Origin of the sequence: Cupriavidus sp. UBA2010 (genome assembly GCF_002335265.1) — a bacterium.
GTDB classification, from domain to species: Bacteria; Pseudomonadota; Gammaproteobacteria; order Burkholderiales; family Burkholderiaceae; genus Cupriavidus; species Cupriavidus metallidurans.
Genome location: NZ_DDCI01000036.1, coordinates 122,212 through 138,038 on the forward strand (window position 1 = coordinate 122,212; position 15,827 = coordinate 138,038).

Here is a 15,827-nt window from a genome sequence, read left to right on the forward strand (position 1 = left end):
TTATGCGTTCAAACGTGCATCAGGGCCATGTGGCCCGCAAACGGTTCGGACAGAACTTCCTCGTCGATGACGGCATTATTCATGGCATCGTCAGCGCGATCGACCCGCAGCCAAACGACATCGTGGTCGAGATCGGTCCGGGCCTCGGCGCGCTGACCGATCCGCTGCTGGAGCGGCTGCCAGGCATGCAGGTGGTCGAACTCGACCGAGATCTCGTGGAGCGGTTGCGCCGGCGCTACGGCGACCGCCTTGTGGTCCACGCCGGCGACGCGCTGGCGTTCGACTTTGGCAAGCTGCGCGAGCCCGGCCGCGCGCTGCGCATCGTCGGCAACCTGCCGTACAACATTTCCAGCCCGCTGCTGTTCCATCTGGTGGATTTCGCCGATGACGTGCGCGACCAGCATTTCATGCTGCAGAAGGAAGTGGTCGAGCGCATGGTGGCCGACCCCGGCAACAAATCGTATGGCCGCCTGTCGATCATGCTGCAGGTCCGCTATCACATGGAGCACGTGCTCGATGTGCCGCCCGCGTCGTTCAATCCGCCGCCGAAGGTCGATTCCGCCGTGGTGCGCATGATTCCGTGGCCACGCGCCGAGGATGGCACGCTGCGGTCGCCGTACGCCGCGTGCGATGCGGGCGTGCTGGGCGATGTGGTGACCGCCGCGTTCTCGCAGCGCCGCAAGGTGCTGCGCAATACGCTGTCGTTCCTGCGCGACCAGGTTGATTTCGACGCGCTGGGCTTCGATCTGACCCGCCGCGCCGAGGAAGTGCCTGTTGCCGAGTATGTCGAGCTCGCGCGAATCGTCGGTGGGGCGGAGCCGCCCGCCCGCGTGGCCTGAGCCCATTTTTATCCTGAATACCCTGAAGTCCTTGCGACGCCCATGACTGACCAGACCAACCCTGATAAGCGTCCCGTCATCCTGACTGGCGACCGTCCTACCGGCCCGCTTCACCTTGGCCATTTCGTCGGCTCCCTGAAGAGCCGCGTCACCCTGCAGGAGACGCACAAGCAGTACGTGCTGCTGGCCGATACCCAGGCGATGACCGATAACGCCCACGATCCCGACAAGGTGCGCCGCAACGTGCTCGAAGTCGCGCTCGACTACCTCGCCGTGGGCATCGATCCGGCCAAGACCACGATCTCGGTGCAGTCGCACCTGCCGGCGCTGGCGGAACTGACGCTGATGTATCTGAACTTCGTCACGGTATCGCGCCTGGAGCGCAACCCGACGATCAAGGAGGAAATCCAGGCGCGTGGCTTCGGCCGCGACATCCCGGCTGGTTTCCTGTGCTACCCGGCTTCGCAGGCCGCCGACATCACCGGCTTCAAGGCCGTGCTGGTGCCCGTGGGCGAAGACCAGGCACCGCTGATCGAGCAGACCAACGAGATCGTGCGTCGGGTCAACAACCAGGTGGGCCGCGAGGTGCTGCCCGAAGCCGCCGCGCTGATCCCGAAGCATGGCCGTCTGCCGGGCGTGGATGGCAAGGCGAAGATGAGCAAGTCGCAGGGCAACGCGATTCCGCTCGGCGCGTCGCCGGACCAGATCCGCGAAGCCGTGCACAAGATGTACACCGATCCGAACCACCTCAAGGTGTCCGATCCGGGCCAGGTGGAAGGCAATGTCGTGTTCACGTACCTCGACGCATTCGATCCGAATCCGGCCGAAGTGGAAGCGCTCAAGGAGCACTACCGCCGTGGCGGCCTGGGCGACATGGTGCTGAAGCGCCGTGTGGAAAGCGTCCTGCAGGAAATGCTGCGCCCGATCCGCGAACGCCGCGAGCAGCTTGCCCAGGACCCGGGCTACGTGTTCGACATCCTGAAGAAGGGCACCGCTGAAGCCCGCGAAATCACCCAGCAGACGCTGGACGAAGTGCGCGGCGCGCTGGGGATGTTCTCGTTTCCGCAGTAATTCGGCACGGATCGTTGTCGCCCTTGCCCGCTACGCGGGAGAGGGCGACAAACCGCCGGGGTGCACTACGCCCGCCGATTCACCAGCACAATCCCCCCCAGCACCATCACCGCCGCCAGGGCGAACCGCACGCCGACGTGGTCGTGCATGAGCAGCACGCCGAATGCCACGCCGAACAGCGGCGTCAGGAACGAGAACACTGACAGTCGTGATGCCAGATACTGGCGCAAGAGCCAGAACCAGATCAGGTAGCTCGCGAACGCGATCAGCACCGACTGGTAGAACAGGCTTGCCACGACGAAGCCCGTGATTTCCACCGTATGCGCCTGGCCTGCCGCCAGCGCCATCAACAGCAGCATCACCGCCGACACACCCAACTGGTAGAGCAGCGTCTTGCTGGCAGGGGCACCAGACAGCTTGCTGCCGCGCACGACGACGGTTGTCGCCGCCCACAAGCCGCCGGCCACCATGCCCAGGACATCGCCAATCACCGTGCTGCCTTGCGTGGAAGGCGAGGCAATACCGTCGGCGAAGGCCAGCGCAATGCCGCAGAACGCCAGAACCACGCCGAGCCACTGGCCCCGGTGCAGATGCTCGCCCGGCACAAACAGGTGCAGGCCGAGTGCGGTGAAGATCGGGGCTGTATAGAGAAACACCGCCATACGGGATGCGGTGGTGTGGCCGAGTCCGACGAAGATGCAGAAGAACTCGGCCCCGAACAGTAGTCCGGCTACCAGTCCCGCGCGCAATGTGCCATCGCGTTCCCAGAGCGGCGTGCCGCGCCAGGCCGCGAAGCCGAACACCAGCAGCGCCGCGATGGCCGAGCGCACACCCGCCTGCAGCACGGCGCCCATCAGCGGGGCGGTGACCTTGATGATCACCTGCTGGAGCCCCCAGGCGGCGCACAGCAGCACCATCAACCCGATGGCCGTGCCGTCCAGCGGGCGCCGCGTCATTGCTTGCGCGCTCATTGCGCGTTACGGGCGGGCAGCGTCGCGCGTCGAGTGACGCTCGATCAGTTCGATCTTGTAGCCGTCCGGGTCCTCTACGAACGCGATCACCGTGGTGCCGCCCTTGACCGGACCGGCTTCGCGGGTGACCTTGCCGCCGGCCGACCGGATGCGCTCACAGGCTTCGGCCGCGCTGGGTACTTCCAGGGCGATATGGCCATAGGCGGTGCCGAGGTCGTACTTGTCGACGCCGTAGTTGTAGGTCAGTTCGATGACGGCGGTCTCGGTCTCGGGGCCGTATCCGACGAAGGCGAGGCGGTACTTGTATTCGGGATTGTCGCTCTCGCGCAGCAGCGTCATGCCGAGCACGCGCGTGTAGAAATCGATCGAGCGCTGGTAGTCGCCAACGCGCAGCATGGTGTGGAGAAGTCGCATGGGGGTCTCTTTGGCAAAACTGTAAAGACAGAGTCCGCCATTCTATTCCCATGCCGCGGAACGCGCCGGCCGCCGTCGATGTCGGTCCCTATGCCGATACCCGGTTTCGGTATGCGTGGTTCGACAACAGCGTGCGGGGCGACCAGTCGCCGGAGGCCGGTGATTACAGCCAGGTGTGGAACATATCCGTCGATGGCGCCTGGACGCACGGTATGCACGGTGAGCGACGAGGGCGCCGGAGCGCCGGAACGTCAGAACGTCAGAACGTCGGCAACAGTTCCGGTGGATGCGCGCGAAGCTGGGCGCGGGCGTCGCGGAACTCGGGGAAGATCGATTCCACTGTTTCCCAGAAACGCGGTCCGTGGTTCATCTCCTTGAGATGCGCCAGCTCGTGGGCGGCCACGTAGTCGATCATCGACAGAGGGAAATGCATGAGGCGCCAGTTCAGCCGGATCTTGCCGTCGGCCGTGCAGCTTCCCCAGCGCGTGGCTGCCGAGGTCAGGGCGAAGCCGGTATGACGCACGCCCAGTTTCGCGGCATAGATGTCCAGCCGCTCCGCCAGCAGGCGGCGCGCCTGGTTCTGCATCCAGCCCTGCACGCGGTCCTTGATCTGCTGCTCGTCGGCGTGCGCGGGCAGGGCCAGATGCAGCATGCGCAATTCCGCATTGAACATCAGCACGCCGGCCGGCGATTCGAGTTGCAGGGTGATCGGCTGGCCCAGGAACGGTAACGATGCGCCGTCGCGCCATTGCACCGTCGGCAGGATGCGGCGTGCTTCGCGATGGCGCCATTCGCCCAGCTTGTTGAAGATCCAGCGCTGCTTCTCGAGGATGGCTGCCTCGACGTCGGCCAGGGTGACCCAGCGGGGCGCGGTGATCGACAGGCCGCGATCGTCCACGGTGAAGCCGATGGTGCGCCGCGACGAGCGCTTGAGGGCGTAGTGCACCGTGCGTTCGCCCACCTGCAGTCGCCGGCCATTGGGCAGGGCCGGGGGCCAGGGCGACGCGGTTTCGGGTGTGTGCGGCGCGGATGTCGGCGACAGGTCCTGCTGCTCCGGCGTGACGGGCGGCAATGCCTCCGCCAGCGGCAGCTCGAGCTGCGCGCCGGGTGTCTCGGGAGCAGGACGCAGCAGCTTCATGCGGTGGCCTGGTTACCTGCGCGGCGATAGCTGTCTGGATCGATGCGGCGCATCTCTGCCTCGATCCACGTTTCGACTTCCTGATTCAGCATGTCTGCGGTCTTGTTGGCCGACGCAATCGGGGCGCCGATCGAAATCGTAATCATGCCCGGATATTTCAGGAAGGAGTTGCGGGGCCAGAGTCGTCCCGAATTGACAGCCATCGGGATCACCCATGCACCGGTTTCCACTGCCAGACGGGCGCCGCCGCTCTTGTAGCGCGGCTTCTCCAGGCCCGAGGCGGTGCGCGTGCCCTCCGGGAACATGATGATCCAGGCGCCTTCTGCCAGGCGGTCGCGGCCCTGGCGGGCGGCCGACGCGAACGCGCGCGGGCCATCTTTGCGATTGATATGGACCATCTTCAGCATCCCCAGGGCCCAGCCGAAGAACGGTACCAGCAGCAGCTCGCGCTTGAAGACGAAACACAGCGGCTTGGGCATCAGGGCCACATAGGCCACGGTTTCCCATGCGGACTGGTGCTTGGACAGCAGCACCACATGCTTGTCGAGCATCGACTGCGCCTGCTCCATGCCCTCGATGCGATAGTGGATGCCGCAGATCAGGCGGCCCGCCCAGATTACAAGCCTTGTCCAGCCGCGCACGAAGCGGAAGCGGTTCTCCGCGTTCATGAACGGAAACACGATGAAGCAAAGGCACGCATAGGGGGGCGTGAGTGCCAGGAGGTACAGCGAGAACAGCAGGGAACGGAGGAAAGTCATCGATCGGGGGCGGTAATCGGGGACGGATATCAGGGCGCGGTTGGTTGCGGCTTGGGCGCCGCATCGTCGATCAGCCAGCGCGCAAACGCTGCCAGGTCGTCATGCACGCGCGTGCCATCGGGCAGGCCGCCTTTTTCCAGCGTTTTCATGCCCTTGCCCGTGCGAACCAGATGCGGGATGCAGCCAACCGCCACGCCCGCCTGAAGGTCGCGCAGCGAATCTCCCACCGTGGGCGCGGTGCGCAATTCGATGCCGAACCGCTCCCCAATCTGCTCGTACAGGCCGGATTTGGGTTTGCGGCAGTCGCAGTTGTCGGCGGCCGTGTGCGGGCAGAAGAAGATGGCTTCGACGCGGCCACCGTGGTTGGCCAGCGCCTTGTACATCTTCTCGTGCATCGCGTTGAGCGCGCTCATCTCGAACAGGCCACGGCCGATGCCCGACTGGTTGCTGGCCACCACCACGCGGTAGCCGGCCTGGTTCAGCATGGCGATGGCTTCAAGGCTACCCTCGATCGGTATCCATTCGTCGGGTGTCTTGATGAACTGGTCGCTGTCGCGGTTGATGACCCCGTCGCGATCCAGGATGACGAACTTCAACTGGGACTGTGGCATGGCGCGCTCCGGTGATGCAGCGTATGAGACAGCTTAGGCCGCCAGCTTCGAAATGTCCGCGACGCGATTCGCCAGGCTGTGCAGCGTGGCCAACAGCGCCAGGCGGTTGGCGCGCAGCTTTGCGTCCTCGGCCATGACCATCACGTCGTTGAAGAAGCGGTCCACGGCATCGCGAAGCTGGGCCAGGTCGCGCAGCGCGGCGGTGAAATCACCACCCGCGAACGCGGCTTCCACGCCCGGGCGCACGCGCTCGATCGCCTCGTGCAGCGCGCCTTCGGCGGCCTCCTGGAACAGCGATACATCGACGCTGCCGATTGCCTCGTCCGTCTTCTTCAGGATGTTCGTAATGCGTTTGTTCGCTGCGGCCAGGGCTTCGGCTTCAGGCAACGCCGCGAACGTGCGGACGGCTTCCATGCGCGCCAGGATGTCGTGCAGTTGCTGCGGGCGCAGGCTGACCACGGCTTCCACCTCGTTGGTCGTGTAGCCCTTGTCCTTCAGGTAGCCACGTACGCGGTCGAAGAGGAAGTCGGTGATCGCTTCGCGCGAAGGCTTGACCGCCGCGATGCCGGCGAAGGCTTGTTCGGTCAGACCCAGCACGTCGTTCAGGGACAGCGCCAGCGGTTTTTCGATCAGCATCCGCAGGATGCCCAGCGCGTGGCGGCGCAGTGCGAACGGGTCCTTTTCGCCGGTCGGCTGCAGGCCGATGCCCCAGATGCCAATCAGCGTCTCAAGCTTGTCGGCCAGCGCCACGGCGGTGCTCACGTTGCCTGCTGGCAGCGCGTCGCCGGCAAAGCGCGGGCGATAGTGCTCGGAGCAGGCCAGGGCGACGTCCTCGGCTTCGTCGTCGTGGCGGGCGTAGTACGTGCCCATCGTGCCTTGCAGCTCGGGGAACTCGCCGACCATGTCGGTCAGCAGATCGGCCTTGGCCAGTTCGGCGCCGCGCATCGCGGCGGCCTTGTCGACCGGGGCGCCGGCGGCGTTCATCGCGTCGGCAAGATGGCCGGCGATCTGCTGCAGGCGCTGCACGCGGTCGAGCTGGTTGCCGATCTTGTTGTGGTAGACCACGTTGGCGAGTTGCGGCACGCGCGAGGCCAGCGTCTTCTTGCGGTCCTGGTCGAAGAAGAACTTCGCATCGGCCAGGCGTGGGCGCACCACACGCTCGTTGCCCGTGATGATCGATTGCGGCGTGTCGGTGGCCAGGTTCGAGACGATCAGGAAGCGGTTGCGCAGGTGCCCTTCGGCATCGGTCAGCGCAAAGTACTTCTGGTTGGTCTGCATCGTCAGGATCAGGCACTCCTGCGGCACGGCCAGGAAGGCTTCCTCGAAGTGGCACGGGTAGATCACCGGCCATTCGACCAGCGAGTTCACCTCGTCGAGCAGCGAGTCCGGCATGATGACCTTGTCGGCGCCGGCTTCCTTGAGCAGCGCCGTGCGGATGCGCTCGCGCCGGTCGGCGTAGCCGGCGACGACGCGGCCGCGCGATTCCAGCAGGCCGGCGTACTCGGCCGCGTGGGGAATCTCGATCGTGCCCTGCGACAGGAAGCGGTGACCTTGCGTGAGATTGCTGGCTTGCAGTCCGAGTGCCGAAACCGGCACGATCTCTGCGCCATACAGGGCGATCAGGCTGTGTGCCGGACGCACGAAATGCACGGTGGTGCCGTCCGGACGCTGGTAGCTCATCACCTTCGGGATCGGCAGCTTGGTCAGCGTCTCGTCGAGCGTTGCCTGCAGGCCATCGGCCAGCGTCGCGCCGCGCGCGGTATAGCGGTAGAAGAACGCATCGGCCTTGCCATCGGAGGCGCGCTCTAGCGTCTGCCAGTCGATCTCGGCTACGCCGACCGACTTGGCCAGTGCCGCCAGCTTCTTGCCCAGCGGAGCCGTCGGGGCGCCGTTGGCATCGAGCGCCACGGTCAGCGGCAGTACCTTCTCGCGCTGCTCACGGTCCGGCGCGGTGCGGCGCACGCCGGAGACCAGCGCGCCCAGGCGGCGCGGCGTGGCGAAAGGCGTAACGGTGGCGCCTGCTTCGAGCAGATCGCGCGCGCCGAGGCCGTCGAACAGGCCCTGGGCAAAGGCCTCGCCCAGGCGTGCCAGCGCCTTCGGCGGCAGTTCTTCAGTGAACAGTTCGATCAGCAGCGAATCGGTCATGGGTTGCGACATGAATCGTATCCAACAGGTATGGGCGCGCGCTTAGCAGCGCGGCGAGAGATTGGGTTCCACGCCAGACAGCAGCCACAGGCCATTCTGCTGGCGGAATTGCAGCGTGGTGTAGGCGCATTGCGCCGCCACGCCGGAAGCGCCGCGGGTACCCGCGGCTGGAAAGCGTGCGTCGATCCGCTGCGTACGACGGTCATAACGGATCTCGTCGATGCGTCCGCCGATCCAGAACTCGATCTTGGCGGGAAGCTGCGCGGCCGAATAGTAAGTGCGCACGGTGCGGCGCGGCCGGCCGTTGTGGTCTTCCCACTCGGCCCACTGCAGCGGGTAGCGGATCGCGCTTTCATAGGCGCGCAGCGGCACCCGGTGCCAGCCGAGATCGCGCGAGCCCGACAGGTCGCACGAGAACGACCGCACGAGCTGCGTCCACTGGTCGATTGACTTGAGCGCCGGACGCCAGTGCCGCGTGATGGCCAGTTGCAGGGCCTGCTGGTCGGCTTCGCAAACATTGCTCAGGTCCTCGGGCAGGTAGAGCGCCTGCGGACTTGGCGGCGATGCGGTGCGTGCCAGGGCGTCGGCGCTGCCACCGAACACCGCCACGGCGGACACGGCCAACGCGACGATCGCACAGACGCCGCGCAGATGGGGTGTCATGCGCGGGCCTCGGTCTTGCACATCGGGAAGCCAAGCGCTTCCCGCGAGTCGTAGTAGGCCTGCGCCACCTGGCGCGACAGATTGCGGATTCGCCCGATATACGCGGCACGCTCGGTCACGGAGATCGCGCCGCGCGCGTCCAGCAGGTTGAAGGTGTGGGCGGCCTTGAGCACTTGCTCATAGGCCGGCAGCGCCAGGCGTGTGCCAGCGGCCTTCTCCTGCTCGCCTTCGGCCTTTTCGCCGGTATCGCCCATCAGGCGTTTGGCTTCGCTCTCGTGCTCGGCAAAGTGGCGGAACAGGATTTCCGTGTTGCTGTGCTCGAAGTTATAGGTGGACTGTTCCACTTCGTTCTGGTGGTACACGTCACCGTAGGTCAGGCGGCGCGTCTCGCCGTTCTCCTGCCATTCGGTCCAGACCAGGTCGTAGATGTTCTCGACCTTCTGCAGGTACATCGCCAGACGCTCGATGCCGTAGGTGATTTCGCCGGTGATCGGCTTGCAGTCGATGCCGCCAACCTGCTGGAAGTAGGTGAACTGCGTCACTTCCATGCCGTTGAGCCAGACTTCCCAGCCCAGGCCCCATGCGCCGAGCGTTGGATTTTCCCAGTCGTCCTCGACGAAGCGGATGTCGTTCTGCTTCAGGTCAAGGCCCAGCGCCTCGAGCGAGCCGAGGTACAGCTCGAGAATGTTCTCGGGCGCCGGCTTGAGCACCACCTGGTACTGGTAGTAGTGCTGCAGGCGGTTGGGGTTCTCGCCGTAGCGGCCGTCCTTGGGACGGCGCGACGGCTGCACGTATGCGGCACGCCACGGCTCCGGGCCGATGGCGCGCAGGAAGGTGTGCACGTGCGACGTCCCGGCGCCGACCTCCAGATCGATCGGTTGCAACAGCGCGCAACCCTGCCGGTCCCAGTAGGCCTGCAGGGTCAGAATCATTTGTTGGAAGGTCAGCATAGGAAGACGAAAAGGAAATCTGGCGGGCAAGTGCGCGAGCCGTCTCGCGCGGGGTTTGCCAAACCTTGAATTCTATCGGGTTTTTGGGTCGCCCCCCGCGCAAGCGACGTCGAAACAGGGGGGGCGGGGCATGAATCATGCTTGGCGACACTGTCGGGCTTTTGCAACGGGTCGGGTAAATCCTGACCGGGGTTTCAGAACCGTCTTATAGGTGCCGATAACGTTTTTGTATACAGTTGAAGCACGCGGCTGAACACAAAACGAACAGGCTGCGGCTGGAACCGCCTCCCTTATCCGCGTGGGTCGATGCACAGGCCGGAAGGCGCTCCGGGAAACATCATCTTTACTTCTTGGGATTGGTCATGTCGCTGCTGTCTCGCAAACCGTACCTCGTCGCCATCGCTGTGATGGCCGCCGCTGCGGCCGTCTCGATCGCCACTTCGGTGATCGGCTAAGCCCCGAGGCTTCGCACCGTCGTTTCGCCTACCCGCGCGCGCGTCGCGCGCGGGCGGCCACCAACAGCACCAGCAGGCTGCCGATCAGCACCGGCACGTTGCCCCAGCGGATGTAAGGCGTCAGGCCCTGCATGCCCTGCACGGTCGCGGTCAGCGTCCCCACGTGAAACGTCGGCAGCTTTGCCTGCACCGTGCCATCCGGTGCCACCACGGCGGTCATGCCCGTATTCGTGGCACGCAGCATGGGCCTGCGCATTTCCAGCGCGCGCATCCGCGAGATTTGAAGGTGCTGGTCCAGTGCGATCGTGTCGCCAAACCAGGCCAGGTTCGTGACATTGGCCAGCACGTTGGCCGGTGTTGCCTGCTGGCGCAGCGTGGCCGCGATCTCCTCCCCGAACAAATCCTCGTAGCAGATATTCGGTGCCACATGAATGCCGCGCACCGGAACCGCTGGCTGGTCCAGCGTACCGCGCCGGAAATCGCCTAGCGGCATTTTCATCATGTCCACGAACCAGCGGAAGCCGAACGGGATGAACTCGCCGAATGGCACCAGATGGTGCTTGTTGTAGCGGTAGAGCTGATCCTGTTCCGGGCCGATCGCGAACACGCTGTTGGTGAAATCCACCGGCGAATCGGCGCCGGCAGCGCCGAAGATGATCGTGGTGCCGGTCTTTTCCATGAAGGTACGCACCGCACGGGCGATCTCGACGGGCAGTTCCTGCAGGATTACCGGGAATGCGGTCTCCGGCGTGACCACCAGATCGGCCGGCGCCTCGGTGATCAGGTCGCGGTAAAGCTCCAGCGATCGCTCGATGCCCTCGGGTTCGAACTTGATGTCCTGGGCCACATTGCCTTGCAGCAGCCGGACATGGATCGGTTGTCCGAAGGGCGAGGTGTACTGGATCGGCGCAAGCGCCGCGCCGCAGGCCAGCACGCCTACCGCGAGTCCGCCGGCGAGCACCGCGGTTCGGGCTTTTCGCTGGCGACCGATGGCGCCGACGACTGCCACCAGCAAGGCCGCGATGAACCCGGCCAGCGCGGAAATGCCATAGACGCCGATCAGCGGCGCGAAGCCCGCCAGCGGGCCGTCAGTGTGGGGATAGCCACTGCCGAGCCACGGAAACCCCGTGAACACCACGCCGCGCAGCCACTCGGAGAGCGCCCACGTGGCGCCGAACGCCAGCGCGGGGAGCACGCCATCACGGCCGCGTTGTGTCAACCAGTGCCAGGCCGCGCCGGCCAGGGCAGGCCAGATCGACAGGTAGCCGGCAAACAGCACTACGGCCAGCCCAGCCATCCACGACGGCATCTCGCCGTAGACGTGCATGCTGATGAACAGCCACCAGATGCCGGACAGGAACCAGCCCAGCCCGAAGGCATAGGCCGTGGCCGCTGCGGCGCGCGGGCGTGGGGCGCCGGCGATCAGCGCGACGAGTCCGGCCAGCGACAGGATCTGCAGCCACCACCAGTTGTGCGGTGCGAAGGCTTGGGTATGGGCCACGCCCAGGACGGCCGCGATCAGCAGCCGGAACACGGTGCCGGAGCGGGACGTGACTTGCATGGTCTGAAAAGGGGAGGGCGGCGTGCCGCCCATTGGTGAGTCGGCCGAACCGGCCCGAGGGGTGCCCACGGCGCCGGGCGTGCCGACACGCGTCATGCTTCGGCGACGAGAGCCGGTTCGGCGGGCGCCTCGCGGCGCACCAGCAGCAGGTGCACCTGGCGGGCGTCCGCGCGCAGGACTTCGAACTGCATCGGCGGCAGCGTGATGATCTCGCCACGATGCGGTACATGGCCCACATGGTTCGTGAGCAGGCCGCCGACCGTATCGACGTCGTCATCGGGAAATGCCGTGCCGAAGGTCTCGTTGAACTGCTCGATCTCGGTCAGACCATGCACGCGCCAGGCGCCGTCGGCGGTAGGCAGGATGTTGTCATGGTCCTCGTCGAGGTCGAACTCGTCCTCGATGTCACCCACGATCTGCTCGAGCACATCCTCGATCGTGACCAGACCGGCCACGCCGCCGTATTCGTCGACGACGATCGCGATGTGATTGCGATTGATACGGAACTCGCGCAGCAGAATGTTCAGCCGCTTCGACTCGGGGATGAACACGGCCGGGCGCAGCGTTTCGCGCAGGTCGAAGTTCGGGTCCGTGTAATAGCGCAGCAGGTCCTTGGCCAGCAGGATACCGATGATGTTGTCACGGTTGCCTTCGTAGACGGGAAAGCGCGAGTGCGCGGTCTGCTGCATGTACGGGATGAAGGTCTCCGGCGCGTCCGCGATGTTGACCGTGTCCATCTGCGCCCGGGGCACCATGATGTCGCGCGCGGTGAGTTCAGACACCTGGAACACGCCTTCGATCATCGACAGCGAGTCGGCGTCGATCAGGTTACGCTCGTGCGCGTCCTGCAGCACTTCCAGTAATTCGGCGCGGGTATCGGGCTCGGGAGAGATGAAGTCCGAAAGGCGTTCGAGTAGGGATCGTGGTCGATCCGTCTGCTTATGATTGGCAGGCTTCGAACTGGGATAGGGGTCGTTCATGTCGCGGCTAGCGCGTGGTGGAGATCGTCTGAAGCATACACTAAAAGCCTTCCGGGCCCGTGACAGGGCCGGGTGGGGCGGCTGATCAGGTGGCTTTTCGTGCTCCCCGCTCACGCTTGCGGGAGTGGGGAGCCAGACTGGCTGTTACTCGCGGATCGGCTTGTACGGATCCTCGTAACCCAGGGCCTGCAGCGTTTCGGTCTCGATGGCTTCCATTTCCTCGGCCTCGGTGTCGTCATCGTGCTCGTAGCCCTGGGCATGGAGCACCCCGTGCACGATCAGATGGGCGTAGTGGGCTTCGAGCGACTTCTTCTGCGCCTTGGCTTCGGACTCCACCACCGGGCAGCACAGCACGATGTCGCCGGCTACCGGATCGTCGTCGTTCTCGGCATAGGCGAACGTGAGCACGTTGGTGGCGTAGTCCTTGCCGCGGTAGCTGCGGTTCAGCGTGCGGCCTTCCGTCTCGTCGACGAAACGCACTGTCAGCGCGGCGTCGGCATAGAGCGCGGACTTCACCCATTTCTCAATTTGCTTGCGGCTCGGCAGGCCGTTGCGCTTTGACACGCCATCGCCATGTTGCACGTCAAGCTCGAGCGCGGGCGGGGTCGCCGGCGTGCCCGTGGTGGTGACGATCGGCGTGGCGGTCACGGCCACGGACAGCGCGTCGCTGTTGTCCGGGCGCACCAGCAGGCCAGCCTGCTGGCGGGTATCGGTGTGCTCGGCGAGCAGCGCCACCACGCCGTCGCCGGCCTGGGACAGGTCCAGCGTCAGGCTGCGGCCGTCGGCCAGCTGGATACGCAGCGCGTGCGCGTTTGCCTTGCGGGCGCGGCCATCGGCATCGAACAGCACGAGGCTGGTGGCATTGGGAGACTTCTTGGTCAAGATCAGGCGTCCTTGTGCTGGGCGTGATATTCGTCATAAGCCTCGACGATGCGCGCCACGAGCGGGTGGCGAACGACGTCGACGCTGGTAAAGCGTGTGAGCGACACCCCACGCACGTCGCGCAGCACGTGCTGCGCCTCCACGAGGCCGCTCTTCTGGCCGCGCGGCAGGTCGATCTGGGTGGTGTCGCCGGTGATCACGGCCTTGGAGCCGAAGCCGATCCGCGTCAGGAACATCTTCATCTGTTCCGGCGTGGTGTTCTGTGCTTCGTCCAGGATGATGAACGCGTGATTGAGCGTGCGGCCGCGCATGTACGCGAGCGGCGCGATCTCGATCATCTGGCGTTCGAACATCTTCTGCGTGCGGTCAAAGCCGAGCAGGTCGTAGAGGGCGTCGTAGAGCGGGCGCAGGTACGGGTCGACCTTCTGCGCCAGGTCACCGGGCAGGAAGCCGAGCCGTTCGCCCGCTTCCACGGCCGGGCGCGTCAGCACGATGCGCTTGACCACGTCACGCTCGAGCGCGTCGACGGCGCAGGCCACGGCGAGGTAGGTCTTGCCGGTACCCGCCGGGCCGACGCCGAGCGTCAGATCGTGCGACAGGATGTTGCGCAGATAGTCGCGCTGCATGGCCGTGCGGCCCTGCAGCCCGGTGCGGCGCGTATGCAGCACCGGCGATTCGTCTTCGATGCTGGAACCGTCGTCGCCTTCCGTGCTCGGCAGGTAGGCGCCATGCGCGGCCACCTGACGCGATTCCACGAGCCCAAGCTGCACGTCGTCGATCGATAGCGACACGCGGGCATTGTTGTAGAAGCGCTCCAGCGCCAGCGTCGCGTCCTGGGCGCGTTCGCCGCGCACCGTCATGCGGTGGCCGCGGCGCTGGATCGTCACGTCGAGCGCCTGTTCGATCTGGCGCAGGTTCTCGTCGAGCGGCCCGCACAGGTTCTGCAGGCGCGTGTTGTCGTCCCTGGGAGCGACGAATTCGGCGGTTGGAATCTTCATGGGGCCTTGTTGAACGGCGCTTACTGGCGCACGACGAACTCGCCGCGCAGCGAATGCGGGAATGCCTGCGTGACGTTCACGTCGACCATTTGGCCGATCATGCGGTCGCGCTGGGCCTGCGGCACGCCCGGCAGCGCGAAGTTGACCACGCGGTTGTTTTCGGTGCGGCCGTGCAGTTCGGTCGGGTCCTTGCGCGCCGGGCCTTCCACCAGGATGCGTTGAACCGTGCCGACCATACCCTGGCTGATGCGCTGCACGTTCTCCTCGATCGTGGCCTGCAGCAGTTGCAGGCGGCGCAGCTTGACCTCGTGCGGCGTGTCATCGTGCAGGTTCGCCGCTGGCGTGCCGGGGCGCGGGCTGAAGATGAACGAGAACGAGGTGTCGTAGCCGATCTCGTGAACCATGGCCATCAGCTTGTCGAAGTCGGCATCGGTCTCGCCGGGGAAGCCGACGATGAAGTCCGACGACATCGACATGTCCGGACGCAACGCGCGCAGCCGGCGGATGATGCTCTTGTACTCCAGCACGCTGTAACCGCGCTTCATGCCTGCCAGCACGCGATCGGACGCGTGCTGCACGGGCAGGTGCAGATGGTTCACCAGCTTGTCGCAACGGCCGTAGAGCTCGATCAGGCGCGACGTGAATTCCTTCGGGTGGCTGGTGGTGTAGCGGATGCGTTCGATGCCGGGGATTTCGGCCACGTACTCGATCAGCAGCGCGAAGTCGGCGATCTCGCTCGTGCCACCCATCGCGCCGCGATAGGCGTTGACGTTCTGGCCCAGCAGCGTCACTTCACGCACGCCCTGTTCGGCCAGCCCGGCCACTTCGGCCAGCACATCCTCGAACGGGCGGGATACTTCCTCGCCGCGGGTGTACGGCACCACGCAATAGCTGCAGTACTTCGAGCAGCCTTCCATGATCGACACGAACGCGCTCGGGCCGTCCACGCGCGCCGGCGGCAGGTGGTCGAACTTCTCGATCTCCGGGAACGAGATGTCGACCTGCGACAGGCCGGTCTGCTGGCGGCGGTTGATCAGGTCGGGCAGGCGGTGCAGTGTCTGCGGGCCGAACACGACGTCGACATACGGCGCGCGCGATACGATCGAGGCGCCTTCCTGGCTGGCCACGCAGCCACCCACGCCGATTACCAGATCGGGTTTGGCGGCCTTCAGCGCCTTCATGCGACCCAGTTCGGAGAAGACTTTCTCCTGGGCCTTTTCGCGGATCGAGCAGGTGTTGAACAGGATCACGTCGGCGTCTTCGACGTTGTCCGTGGGCTCCATGCCCTGCGTGGCGTTCAGCACGTCCACCATCTTGTCCGAGTCGTACTCGTTCATCTGGCAGCCGTACGTTTTGACAAATACCTTCTTCATGGTGCCGGTCTCAGTGGT

Annotated in this window: 15 protein-coding genes; 2 read left to right on the forward strand and 13 right to left on the reverse strand. The window is 65.4% G+C overall.

Annotation, left to right across the window (positions count from 1 at the left end):
- The first annotated feature begins 2 nt into the window (after window positions 1–2).
- Together rsmA and trpS are read left to right on the forward strand one after the other, a co-directional pair.
- Window positions 3–839, forward strand: a complete 837-nt coding sequence (gene rsmA, locus B2246_RS27835; protein WP_008644052.1) for a 16S rRNA (adenine(1518)-N(6)/adenine(1519)-N(6))-dimethyltransferase RsmA — start codon at window positions 3–5, stop codon at window positions 837–839.
- A 42-nt stretch (window positions 840–881) separates the two neighbouring features.
- The gene (gene trpS, locus B2246_RS27840; protein WP_017511086.1) at window positions 882–1,910 is read left to right on the forward strand and encodes a tryptophan--tRNA ligase; all 1,029 of its coding nucleotides are present in this window, start codon (window positions 882–884) and stop codon (window positions 1,908–1,910) included.
- A gap of 65 nt (window positions 1,911–1,975) precedes the next feature.
- On the opposite strand, the gene B2246_RS27845 is transcribed toward trpS, so the two are convergent.
- The 13 genes from B2246_RS27845 to miaB all read right to left on the reverse strand — a co-directional run bounded on the left by B2246_RS27845 (window position 1,976) and on the right by miaB (window position 15,809).
- Window positions 1,976–2,881 carry a DMT family transporter gene (locus B2246_RS27845; protein ID WP_008644048.1) on the reverse strand — a complete coding sequence of 302 codons (906 nt, stop codon included), beginning with the start codon at window positions 2,879–2,881 and terminating at the stop codon, window positions 1,976–1,978.
- A gap of 6 nt (window positions 2,882–2,887) precedes the next feature.
- Window positions 2,888–3,295 (reverse strand): lactoylglutathione lyase, encoded by a 408-nt coding sequence (gloA, locus tag B2246_RS27850; protein WP_008644047.1) that lies wholly within the window; start codon window positions 3,293–3,295, stop codon window positions 2,888–2,890.
- Window positions 3,296–3,554: 259 nt separating this feature from the next.
- The gene (locus B2246_RS27855; protein ID WP_008644044.1) at window positions 3,555–4,433 is read right to left on the reverse strand and encodes a M48 family metallopeptidase; all 879 of its coding nucleotides are present in this window, start codon (window positions 4,431–4,433) and stop codon (window positions 3,555–3,557) included.
- Window positions 4,430–5,191 carry a lysophospholipid acyltransferase family protein gene (locus tag B2246_RS27860; protein ID WP_008644043.1) on the reverse strand — a complete coding sequence of 254 codons (762 nt, stop codon included), beginning with the start codon at window positions 5,189–5,191 and terminating at the stop codon, window positions 4,430–4,432. Before B2246_RS27860 ends, B2246_RS27855 begins: the two co-directional genes overlap by 4 nt.
- A 29-nt stretch (window positions 5,192–5,220) precedes the next feature.
- The gene (gene gmhB, locus B2246_RS27865; RefSeq protein WP_286882476.1) at window positions 5,221–5,802 is read right to left on the reverse strand and encodes a D-glycero-beta-D-manno-heptose 1,7-bisphosphate 7-phosphatase; all 582 of its coding nucleotides are present in this window, start codon (window positions 5,800–5,802) and stop codon (window positions 5,221–5,223) included.
- Window positions 5,803–5,835: 33 nt separating this feature from the next.
- A complete protein-coding gene (glyS, locus tag B2246_RS27870; protein WP_035881387.1) occupies window positions 5,836–7,959 on the reverse strand; it encodes a glycine--tRNA ligase subunit beta in 2,124 nt (707 codons plus the stop codon).
- A 30-nt stretch (window positions 7,960–7,989) separates the two neighbouring features.
- The gene (locus B2246_RS27875; RefSeq protein WP_008648966.1) at window positions 7,990–8,610 is read right to left on the reverse strand and encodes a hypothetical protein; all 621 of its coding nucleotides are present in this window, start codon (window positions 8,608–8,610) and stop codon (window positions 7,990–7,992) included.
- Entirely contained in the window at window positions 8,607–9,560 is a 954-nt protein-coding gene (gene glyQ, locus B2246_RS27880) for a glycine--tRNA ligase subunit alpha (RefSeq protein WP_008648968.1), read from the reverse strand. The genes B2246_RS27875 and glyQ overlap by 4 nt, the downstream gene beginning before the upstream one ends.
- A gap of 483 nt (window positions 9,561–10,043) precedes the next feature.
- A complete protein-coding gene (gene lnt / locus B2246_RS27885) occupies window positions 10,044–11,576 on the reverse strand; it encodes an apolipoprotein N-acyltransferase (protein ID WP_152415039.1) in 1,533 nt (510 codons plus the stop codon).
- Window positions 11,577–11,668: 92 nt separating this feature from the next.
- Complete coding sequence (locus tag B2246_RS27890; protein ID WP_011515324.1) at window positions 11,669–12,556, reverse strand: HlyC/CorC family transporter; 888 nt, start codon at window positions 12,554–12,556, stop codon at window positions 11,669–11,671.
- A gap of 144 nt (window positions 12,557–12,700) precedes the next feature.
- Entirely contained in the window at window positions 12,701–13,438 is a 738-nt protein-coding gene (gene ybeY, locus B2246_RS27895) for an rRNA maturation RNase YbeY (protein WP_186425966.1), read from the reverse strand.
- 2 nt (window positions 13,439–13,440) lie between these two features.
- Window positions 13,441–14,436: a PhoH family protein gene (locus B2246_RS27900; protein ID WP_008648613.1), complete on the reverse strand. Its 996-nt coding sequence runs from the start codon at window positions 14,434–14,436 to the stop codon at window positions 13,441–13,443.
- Between the two features lie 20 nt (window positions 14,437–14,456).
- Entirely contained in the window at window positions 14,457–15,809 is a 1,353-nt protein-coding gene (miaB, locus tag B2246_RS27905; RefSeq protein WP_008648608.1) for a tRNA (N6-isopentenyl adenosine(37)-C2)-methylthiotransferase MiaB, read from the reverse strand.
- Between the last annotated feature and the right edge of the window lie 18 nt (window positions 15,810–15,827).